The following is a 10,496-nucleotide window of genomic DNA, read 5'->3' on the forward strand; positions in this document are numbered from 1 at the left end:
TGCCCTGCCGGTCGGCAGGGCAGCGGGGCGGTTCGCTGCGGGTGACCGAGTACGACGCGCACTCGGCGAGCGAGCTCCGCTCAGGTAACGCCTCCGGAGCACTTGCTCGTACCCCGGCCGCCGTGCACCGTCACGTGGAGCTTGACCTTCTTGCCCTCTGTGAAGGAATCGTTCTTCCTCGCCTTGTCGCCCTTCTTCTTGAGGACCGCCTTGAACTCGAGCTTTCCGCTGACGTATCCGCGGACGGTCACCTTGGCGGTGGTCCGGTTCTCCGCCTCCCACACCTCGCCGTAGGACTGGAAGTGGGCGTTTGCGTTGGTACTGCTGTCGCCACTCCAGTACCTCGACGCGAACAGGGACAATCCGTCCTTGTCGTTGGGGTGTTCGCGCGTCGCGCAGGCGCGCTTCCACGAACCCTTGGCTTCCACCGGCTCCCCGCCGGCGGTAGCGGTCGCAGTGCCGGCGGCCACCCCTCCGGTCGCAAGCAGTGCCATCGCGGTGCCGCGCGCCACCGTCTTCTTGAACTTCACGCTCGTTCCCCCTTCGATCGCGGTCGTCCCACGACTGTCGACCACCCGGGGCACCGAACGACAGATGTTTCGGCGCGGCTCGAAACGGCCTGCGTCGCCGCCGTATCCGCTGAACGAAAAACCCCAGCTCAGACAGCATCTGAGCTGGGGTTTCGGGTGAGCCCCCTGTCGGAATCGAACCGACGACCTACGCATTACAAGTGCGTCGCTCTGGCCAACTGAGCTAAGGAGGCATGCCGTGTGTGTGAGCGGCTCGTCCACCTTACACAGCGGGTGCGTGGCGTTCCACGGAGAAGTGGGTGGGCGCCCCACGGGCCGGGGACGCGGCGGTGGCTGGTAGAAATCGGACTGTGGGTGTTCGATTTCCAGGGACTGAGGGGCCAGACGTGGAGGCTACGGCGGAGCAGGTCGCGGGCGAGGCCGCGCGGATCATCGCCGAGGTGCTCGAGGTGCCCGAGGCACCGCTGGGTGAGAACTTCTACGACGTCGGCGGCACCTCGCTGCAGGCGATACGTATCTGTGCCCGGGTCGGCAGGGATCTCGGGATCAAGGCCGCGGCGGAGAGCGTGTTCGACAGCGAGACCCTCGGGGACTTCTGTGCGGGCGTCGCCGCGGCGGCGCAGAAGGACGCGGGCGGTCGTCCCGCATCCGGCGGCAACGTTGTCTGACCTCGGGATACCGTCGGCCACCGCCGCCGGCGGCGGGTCGGCTGTCCCCGGGCTGATTCACGAGGCAGTCGCCGCACATGCCGCGCGCACGCCGGACGCCCCGGCCGTCTCGCAGGGGCGGCTACGGCTCACGTACGGCGAACTCGACCGTGCGGCCGAGGTGTTCGCGGCCGAGCTGCGGCGGCGTGGGGCCGGTCCCGGCACTCTGGTCCCGGTTGCGGTGGAGCGGTCTCCGCTGCTGGTGGCCGTGCTGCTCGGCGTACTCAAGTGTGGTGCGGGATACGCCGCCCTGGACCCGTCCTGGCCGGAGCAGCGGCTGCGCACCGTGGTCGCCGCGCTGGACCCGCCGGTGGCCGTGGGCAGGGCCCTGGAGCCGGGCCGGGTCTGGGAGCCCGGTCCGCTGCGGGTGCACAGCGCGGGTGAGGAAGTGCCCCACGCGCGCGTGGGGCACGAAAACAGCAGCCACGCGCGCGTAGAGCAAGAACGCGTAGAGCAAGAGAGCAACCGTCACGCTCCCGTGGACCCCTCCGCCACCGCCGCCGTCTTCTTCACCTCCGGCACATCGGGGGCCCCGAAGGGCGTGCTGTCGCCGCACCGGGCCACGACGCGGCTCTTCGCGGGCCCGGACCGGATCGCGGGGCTCGGGCCGGGGCGGGTGATGGCGCAGGCCGCGCCGGTCGCCTGGGACGCGTTCACGCTGGAAGTGTGGGGTGCGCTGACCAGTGGCGCCGCCTGTGCCATGAGCGAGAGCGGCAGCCTGCTGCCGGACGATCTGCGGGACCTGGTGTCCGGCGCCGGGGTCGACACCCTGTGGATCACGTCGTCGCTGTTCAACCTGTTCATGGACGAGGACCCGGACGCGTTCGCCGGCCTCACCCACGTACTCACCGGCGGCGAGGTCCTGTCACCCGCGCACGTACGCGCCTTCCTGCGCCGGCACCCGCACACCGCCCTGATCAACGGCTACGGTCCCGTGGAGAGCTGCGTCTTCGCCACCACGCACCGCATCACCGCTGCGGACTGCGACCGGCCGGACGGCATTCCGGTGGGAACTCCCGTACCGCACACCGGAGTCCATCTGGTCGACGGCGAGATCTGGGTGTCCGGGGAGGGACTCGCGGCCGGATATCTGAGCCTTCCCGAAGCGACCGCGGAACGGTTCACGACGCTGACCGTGGACGGCCGCCCCACGCGCGCGTACCGCACCGGCGACCGGGGATTCCTCGACGCGGACGGAGTGCTGCACTTCCGCGGCCGCACCGACCGCCAGGTGAAGATCGCCGGACATCGCGTGGAGCCCGCCGAGACCGAAGCGGCCGCCCGGCAGGTCCCCGGACTCCGGGACTGCGCCGTCGTCCCCGTGAACGGCCGCCTGGAGCTCTACTACACGACACGGCCCGAGCGGCCGGTGACCGCCGCCACGGTCCGTCGGGCCCTGCGCACCGCGCTGCCCCGCCACCTCGTCCCGCACACCGTGCACGCGCTCCCCGCCCTGCCCGTCACCGCGAACGGCAAGACCGACCGGGACGCCCTCACCCGCCGGAGCCGGCCATGACCACCGACGACCACCGGCCCACGACGACGCCCGGCATCCCGCACCCGGTCCACCCCATGACCCCGGAGCAGGAGTCCATCTGGCTCAACGACCGTCTGCACGACGGTCCTTCGCGCTACCTGGAGAACTGGGTGCACCGGCTGCGCGGCCCGCTGGACCCGGGCGCCGTGGAGCACGCCCTGACCGCCGTCGTGGCCCGCCACGAGGCGCTGCGCAGCCGCCTGACGGAGGTCGCCGGTGTGCCGTCCCAGGTGGTCGCCCCGGCCGGCCCGGTGCGGGTCGACAAGCGGACGGTGCTCCCCGGCGAGCTGGATACCGCGGTCCGCGCGGCGGTCGCGCGGACCGTACCCCTGGACGAGCCGCCGCTGCTGCGGGCGACCCTCCTGGAGGCGGGGCCACAGGACCATGTGCTCGCCGTGGTGGCGCACCACGCGGTGCTCGACGGCTGGTGCTTCCGGCTCCTCGACCTCGAGTTCAGCGAGCTGTACTCCGCGTACGTGGACGGACGGGAGCCGGAACTCCCCGCCGTACCGCTGCAGTTCGGCCCGTACGCCCGCTCCCGGGCGACCGATGTCCACGCAGGTGTCCACACGGGCGTCCACACGCGCGTGGACGGTGCCGAGGATCCCGGGATGGCGCACTGGCGTGCCGTGCTCGACGGAGCGCCGGCCGAGTCCACCTTCCCCTCGGTCCGCACCCGGCCCGCCTCCCCCAGCGGGAAGGGCGGTCAGGTACGGTTCCGGATCGACGGCGACCTCCACGCGCGCGTGCGGGCCCTCTCCCGGTCGCTGCGCGTCACTCCGTTCGCGATCCTCGCGGCCGCACTGTCCGCGGTCCTGGGCCGGCTCGCCCGGCAGCGCGACGTGGTGATCGGCACCCCGGTGTCCCGCCGTGACGCGCCCGAACTCGAGCCGATGATCGCCTGTCTGACCGATCTGCTGCCGCTGCGCACGCGCGTGGAGGGCACTTTCGCCGAACTGGCCCGGGGCACGAAATCGGCGGTCTGGGACGCGGTCGCCCACCGGGAGGTGTCGTACGGCCGCCTTGTGCGGGAGGTGGCCGTGGACCGAGACCCGGCCCGCTTCCCGCTGTTCCAGGTCGTCCTGACCGTCGATGACGCGGACGCGCCCGGCCTGGACCTGCCGGGTGTCACCGGGGAACGCCTGTACGCACACAACGGGACCGCGAAGTTCGACGCGTTCGTGCACCTGGTGCCGGTCGACGCCTCGTCCGGCGGCGGGTTCCTCGGGCTCCTCGAGTATGCGTCCGACCTGTGGAGCGGCGAGGAGGCGCAGCGCCTGGCGGACCGTTTCACCACGCTGCTCGACGACGCGGTGCGCCACCCCGAGCATCCCGTCGACGACCTGCGGCTGCTCCCCGACGCGGAACTCGCCCTGCTGGACCGGTGGTCGGACGGCGGGCCGGTCCCTCGGCCCGAACCCCCGCTGGTGCACGAGGCGTTCCGCGTCCGGGCCTCCCGCACCCCGGACGCTCCGGCCGTCGTGCACGGCCCGCAAACGCTCTCGTACGGCGAACTGGACGCGGCCTCGGACGCGCTGGCCGGGGAGCTGGTCGCACGCGGCCACGCGGGCGGCCGCGTGGCCGTCTGCCTGCCGCGTGGCACGGCGCTGCCCACCGCCGTCCTGGGCGTCCTGAAGGCCGGGGCCGCCTGTGTGCCCATCGACCCCGCCTACCCGGCCGCCAGGCGCCGCCTGATGCTCGCGGACAGTGGCGCGACGGCCCTCGTCGCCGCCTCGGCCGACGGTTCCGATGCGCACCCGGGCATCGACGTGCTGTCGCCGGACGCCGCGGCCGTGGACGGCCCTCACACATCCCTCGGGTCCCCCGCCGCCGGGCGGGTCCCCGTCGCGCCCGAGGACCTCGCCTACGTCGTCTACACCTCCGGCTCGACCGGGCGCCCCAAGGGCGTCGCGATGCCGCACCGTTCGCTCGCCGCCCTGGTCGACTGGCAGAGCGGGCACTCGTCGTGCGGCGCCGGTTCGCGGACCCTGCAGTTCGCCCCGCCGAGCTTCGATGTGGCGTTCCAGGAGCTGTTCGCCACCTGGGCGTCCGGCGGCACGCTCGTCCTCGTGGCGGACGAACTGCGCCGGGACCCGGAGCAGTTGCTCGACCTGATCGAGGACCAAGAGGTGGATCGGCTCTTCCTGCCGTTCGTCGCCCTGCAGCAGCTCGCCGAGACCGCGACCGTGACGGGCAGGCGCTGCCGGGTGCGGGAGATCGTCACGGCCGGCGAACAGCTCCACATCACCCCTGCCCTGCGCACCTTCTTCGGGGAGCTGACGGCGGCCACTCTGGAGAACCAGTACGGCCCTTCCGAGACCCATGTGGTCACCGCCCACCGACTCGGCCCCGATGCCGCCGACTGGCCCGAACGCCCTCCTATAGGACGCCCGTTGCCGGGGTCCCGGATCCTCGTCCTCGACGAACGGCAGCAGCCCGTGCCGGCCGGCAGTGTCGGCGAGCTGTACGTGGCCGGCGTGAGCCTGGCCGACGGCTATCCGAACCTGCCGGCGGAAACGGCCTCCCGCTTCACACGCCCGCCTCGGACCGCCCCGGACGCCGGGCCCCCACAGGAGCGCCGTTACCGCACCGGCGACCTCGCCCGTCATCTCCCGGACGGGACCGTGGAGTTCATCGGCCGCCGCGATGCCCAGGTCAAGATCCGCGGCTTCCGCGTGGAGCCGGCCGAGGTCGAGACCGCGGTACGCGAGCTCCCCGGCATCGCGGACGCCGTGGTCGTCGCCACCGGCACCCCGAAGCGCCTCGTCGCCCACTGCACGCCCGAGACGCCCTCCAGAAAGCCTCACCCGGACCAGCCGGCCCAGCCGGCACCCCCGCCACCCCCGGACCTCCCGCGGCTCCTGGCCCGGCTCCGTGCCCGCCTCCCCGCACATCTCGTACCCGCCGCCCTGGTCCTCACCGACGCCTTCCCGCTCACCCCCAGCGGCAAGGTCGACCGCGCGGCCCTGGCAGCCGATCCCGTACCCGCCACCGTCGGGGCCGCCACGGACGCCCCGCGGCACCGCACCCGACCGCGCACCCCTGTCGAGGACCGCATCGCCGAACTCTGGCAGCAGACCCTCGGCAGCCCGCACCGGCCGAACGTGCACGAGGACTTCTTCGACGCGGGCGGCGACTCCCTGACCGCCGCCCGGCTCGCCCTCGCCCTGCGCCCGGTCCTGGGTGCCCGCCTGCCGCTCAACTCCCTGTTCACCGCGCCCACGGTCGCCGCACTCGCCGCCCTGGGCGACGCCAAACGCTCCGCTCGTGTCCCCGCCGTGATCGACCCGAGGCTGCCCGCCGACATCACCGTGACCGGGACCCCCGAGGCAGCCACCGACCGCCCCCGAAAGGTCCTCCTGACGGGCGCCACCGGGTTCCTTGGCGCCTTCCTGCTGCGTGCGCTCCTGGAGCGCACGGACGCGACCGTGCACTGCCTGGTCCGCGCCGACGGCCCGGAGCACGCCACCCGGCGCCTCACCGAGACCCTCGACCGCTACTCCCTGACCGTCGACCACGCGCGCGTGGAGGCCGTCCCCGGGGACCTCGCCGCGCCGCGCCTCGGCCTGGCCCCGGACACGTACGACCGCCTCGCGCGGACCGTCGACGTGATCCACCACTGCGGTGCCGCGGTCAATCTCGTCGAGCCGTACGACCGGCTGCGCGCCGCCAACGTGGACGGCACCGCCAAGATCCTGCGCCTGGCCGCCGCCCACCGGACGGTGCCCGTGCACCACGTCTCCACGGTCGGCGTGCTGTCCGGCGAACCGGCCGCCGGCGCCTGGCACGCCACGGACCCGCTGCCGCCGGTGACCGGGCTGCGGCACGGCTACGCACAGTCCAAATGGGCGGCGGAGTCCCTCGTCGAGCAGGCACGCGCGCGTGGACTGCCGGTGACCGTGCACCGGCCGACCCGGGTCACCGGCGACACGGCGACGGGCGTCTGCCCGGAAACCGACTTCCTGTGGCTGCTCCTGCGCGCCTGCGCCGAGACCGGCCTCGCCCCCGAACCCACCGCGTCCGGCGAGGAACTCGCCTTCGACCTGGTCGCCGTCGACCGGGCCGCCGAGGCCCTGGTGGCACTGGCCGGCGACCCGAGGGCGACCGGTGCGACCTTCCACCTGGCGGCCGGCCGCCGCCTCACCCTGTCCACAGCGGTGGACCGCCTGCGCGGCCACGGCCACCGCATCGCGCGCGTGCCGCGCGAGCAGTGGACCGAGGCCCTGCGGACGAACCCGGCGGGCGCCGCGCTGCTCGGCATCCTGCAGGGCGAGGGCGGCGACATCGGCTCCGAGGGCACCCACCGCATCGCACCGGACTCCACGCGCGCGCTGCTCGCGCCGGCCGGAATCGACCTCGCCGGCGACGGCCCGGACCTCTTCCACGCCTGCGTACGCCACCTCGAGAGCACCGGCTTCCTGCCCGCCGCAGAGCCCGCACCAGGCCCCTCCAGACCCCTCGCCGAATCCCCTGTGATCCGACCTCTACCGCAAACCAATCCCAGCGGGTAGCGTCACAGCCGGTCCACATCGGTGGACTACACCACTTCCTTTACTCGGATCGTCCGGCACGTTCCTGCCGGTGAAGGGGGCAACAAGCCCATGGCAACAGTCACGTTCGACAAGGCGACCCGCGTCTACCCGGGCACCGAGAAGCCCGCTGTGGACGGCCTCGACATCGAGATCGAGGACGGCGAGTTCCTGGTTCTGGTCGGCCCCTCCGGCTGCGGAAAGTCCACATCGCTGCGCATGCTCGCGGGCCTCGAGGACGTCAACGCGGGCGCGATCCGCATCGGCGACCGCGACGTCACACACCTGCCGCCGAAGGACCGGGACATCGCGATGGTGTTCCAGAACTACGCGCTGTACCCGCACATGTCGGTCGCCGACAACATGGGCTTCGCCCTCAAGATCGCAGGCGTCCCGAAGGCCGAGATCCGCCAGAAGGTCGAGGACGCCGCCAAGATCCTCGACCTCACCGAGTACCTGAGCCGCAAGCCGAAGGCGCTCTCCGGCGGTCAGCGCCAGCGTGTCGCGATGGGCCGCGCGATCGTCCGTGAGCCGCAGGTCTTCCTGATGGACGAGCCGCTGTCGAACCTGGACGCCAAGCTCCGCGTCTCGACCCGTACGCAGATCGCCTCGCTGCAGCGCCGCCTGGGCATCACCACGGTCTACGTCACCCACGACCAGGTCGAGGCCATGACCATGGGCGACCGGGTCGCGGTCCTCAAGGACGGCCTGCTCCAGCAGGTGGACTCGCCGCGCAACATGTACGACCGCCCGGCCAACCTCTTCGTCGCCGGCTTCATCGGCTCTCCGGCCATGAACCTGGTCGAGGTCCCGATCACCGACGGCGGCGTCAAGTTCGGCAACTCGGTCGTGCCGGTCGGCCGCGACGCCCTCTCCACCGCATCGGACAAGGGCGACAGCACGGTCACCGTCGGCGTCCGCCCCGAGCACTTCGACGTCGTCGAGCAGAACGGCGAGGCCGCCAAGAGCCTGTCCAAGGAGACCACGGACGCCCCCGCGGGCCTCGCGGTCACGGTCAACGTGGTCGAGGAACTCGGCGCCGACGCCTACATCTACGGCACCGCCGAGGTGGCAGGCGGCGAGCAGAAGGACCTCGTGGTCCGCGTCAGCGGCCGCTCCGTCCCGGACAAGGGCGCCGAGCTGCACGTCGTGCCGCGGCCGGGCGAGACGCACGTCTTCTCGACCTCCACCGGCGAGCGCCTCAGCGACTGACCCACCGGCCCGCCACAGCGGCGGCCCGGCACAGCAACTGCCCCGAGTGGCCCCGTACTTCGGTACGGGGCCACTCGGCCGTTCGGCCGCCCACCCCGACGCGCAGGACCCGACCGGACCCACGCCTGCCCGCACGCCCCTCCGCCACCGGGTCGCCAAATACCCTGACAGACAGGGCAATTCATCACCGCCGCGTCAACCTCCGATTCGAAAGCGCCCGTCGAAACATCCCTCAACAGGGTGACGAAATGTCGCCAAATCATCACCGAGCGCTACGCTCACTCGCGTGACGCACTCCAACAAGCCTCTGCCGCGCCGCGGCCCTGCCCGCCGCATCGGCCGCACCATCGCACTCGTCCTGCCGGTCGTCCTGGTCCTGTCCGGGACACTGGCAGTCGCCACGGTCAACTGGTCGGGGAATCCGGGGAACTCATCGTCGTTGCTCACCGCCTCCGCCGAGCGCGCCTCGGCGCCGGCCAAGGCCCGCGCACCGCACGCCCAGCTGCGCGAGCGCCTGCTGATCGAGCTCCAGGAGAAGGACCCGGGCATCGCCCTGACCCACCTCCAGCAGGAGGTGAACGCCCGGCCGTCGCTCGCCAAGCACTGCGTGTCCCTGGCCCGCGCCCTCGGCCGCGCCGCCGTGAAGCAGTACGGCCCCGCCCGAGCCCAGTCGTTCTCCCGGCCGGTCTGCGACACATCGTTCGCCACCGGCGTCGCCCAGCAGACCTGAGCAGACGGCCGGTCGAGCACCGGACCGGAGCAGTCGGCCGGTCGAGCGCCTGATCAGCCGGCCGACTGCAGCCACTGAACACCCCGCCGGGGCCCATGGCGCGCCCCGGCCACCGGCACTCCCACGGCAGGCGCCGACGGCCCGTGCCCCACGGGCCACCCGGCCCCCGCCCTCGTACGCCGCATACAGTTCGGGCATGACGAGCACCCCCGAGTCCCGCCCGACGCAGGCCGTCGTCCTGGCCGGCGGCCAGGGTTCACGGCTGCGCCCCTACACCGACGACCGGCCCAAGCCGATGGTCGAGATCCCCGGCACCGGGACGCCGATCATCGGCCACCAACTGGCCTGGCTGGCCGCCGAGGGCGTCACCGACGCGGTCGTCTCCTGCGGGCACCTCGCGGAGGTCCTCGAGGAGTGGCTCGCCTCGGCCGACCTGCCGCTGCGCGTCAGCACCGTGGTGGAGTCCGAGCCCCTCGGCCGCGGCGGCGGACTCAAGTACGCGGCCGCGCACCTCCCGCACCCCGACCGCTCCTGGTACGCCACCAACGGCGACATCTGGACCCGCTTCTCGCTCCGCGAGATGGCCGACTTCCACACCGAGCGGGACGCCACCGCCACCCTGGCCCTCGCCCGCCCGCGCATCCCCTGGGGCGCCGTGGAGACCGACGACTTCGGCCACATCACGGACTTCATCGAGGCCCCGACCGTCTCGTACCAGATCAATGCGGGCGTCTACGTCTTCGCCCCGTCCTTCGCCGGGCTGCTCCCGGAGCGCGGCGACCACGAACGCACCACGTTCCCGCGGCTCGCCCGGGAGCGGCGCCTGGCCGGCTTCCCCCTCCCGCAGGGCGCGTACTGGCGGGCGATCGACACCGCCAAGGACCTCACCGAGGCCGCCAAGGAGCTCTCCGGCCGGGGGCGTTGACCCCGGCACCGGCCAGGCGCACGACTGCCGTACGCCATCGGGCCCGGCACCTCGCAGGAGGTACCGGGCCCGATGGCGTCCACCACGGCCGACCACACCACAGCAGGCCGGCTCACCCCTGAGGCGCCGCGCTCACCCCAGCAGCCCTCCGACCAGCCGGCCCTGGTTCTCGTCCGAGCCGCCGCCGGAGTTGGCCGGCGGGTTCTCGGCCGGCGGTTCGCCGCCGCTGGTGCCGCCGCCCGTGGACGGGGCGCCACCCGGGTCCGGCGGCGGCGCGGCGGGCTGCTCCTGCGGCGGCGCCTGCCCCGTCGTGCCCTGCGGCTGAC

General features: G+C 73.0%; 7 protein-coding genes, 1 tRNA gene and 1 pseudogene. 6 read left to right on the plus strand and 3 right to left on the minus strand.

Annotation, left to right across the window (positions count from 1 at the left end):
- Positions 1–80: 80 nt before the first annotated feature.
- Entirely contained in the window at positions 81–530 is a 450-nt protein-coding gene (locus DY218_RS26325) for a hypothetical protein (RefSeq protein WP_128558622.1), read from the minus strand.
- A gap of 159 nt (positions 531–689) precedes the next feature.
- Positions 690–763, minus strand: a tRNA-Thr gene (locus DY218_RS26330).
- A gap of 153 nt (positions 764–916) precedes the next feature.
- Between DY218_RS26330 and DY218_RS26335 the strand changes: the two genes are divergently transcribed.
- The 6 genes from DY218_RS26335 to DY218_RS26360 all read left to right on the plus strand — a co-directional run bounded on the left by DY218_RS26335 (position 917) and on the right by DY218_RS26360 (position 10,170).
- Entirely contained in the window at positions 917–1,198 is a 282-nt protein-coding gene (locus tag DY218_RS26335) for a phosphopantetheine-binding protein (RefSeq protein WP_158574118.1), read from the plus strand.
- Entirely contained in the window at positions 1,191–2,753 is a 1,563-nt protein-coding gene (locus tag DY218_RS26340) for an AMP-binding protein (RefSeq protein WP_158574120.1), read from the plus strand. Before DY218_RS26335 ends, DY218_RS26340 begins: the two co-directional genes overlap by 8 nt.
- Positions 2,750–7,285 carry a non-ribosomal peptide synthetase gene (locus DY218_RS26345; protein ID WP_128558625.1) on the plus strand — a complete coding sequence of 1,512 codons (4,536 nt, stop codon included), beginning with the start codon at positions 2,750–2,752 and terminating at the stop codon, positions 7,283–7,285. Before DY218_RS26340 ends, DY218_RS26345 begins: the two co-directional genes overlap by 4 nt.
- 90 nt (positions 7,286–7,375) lie before the next feature.
- Positions 7,376–8,515 (plus strand): ABC transporter ATP-binding protein, encoded by a 1,140-nt coding sequence (locus DY218_RS26350; protein ID WP_128558626.1) that lies wholly within the window; start codon positions 7,376–7,378, stop codon positions 8,513–8,515.
- A 286-nt stretch (positions 8,516–8,801) separates the two neighbouring features.
- Complete coding sequence (locus DY218_RS26355; protein ID WP_128558627.1) at positions 8,802–9,245, plus strand: hypothetical protein; 444 nt, start codon at positions 8,802–8,804, stop codon at positions 9,243–9,245.
- A 196-nt stretch (positions 9,246–9,441) separates the two neighbouring features.
- Positions 9,442–10,170: a nucleotidyltransferase family protein gene (locus tag DY218_RS26360; protein WP_128558628.1), complete on the plus strand. Its 729-nt coding sequence runs from the start codon at positions 9,442–9,444 to the stop codon at positions 10,168–10,170.
- Positions 10,171–10,302: 132 nt separating this feature from the next.
- On the opposite strand, the pseudogene DY218_RS34345 reads toward DY218_RS26360, so the two are convergent.
- Positions 10,303–10,496: pseudogene (locus DY218_RS34345) on the minus strand (hypothetical protein); the annotation flags it as partial.

Origin of the sequence: Streptomyces triticagri (assembly GCF_003429565.1) — a bacterium.
Classification (GTDB): domain Bacteria; phylum Actinomycetota; class Actinomycetes; order Streptomycetales; family Streptomycetaceae; genus Streptomyces; species Streptomyces triticagri.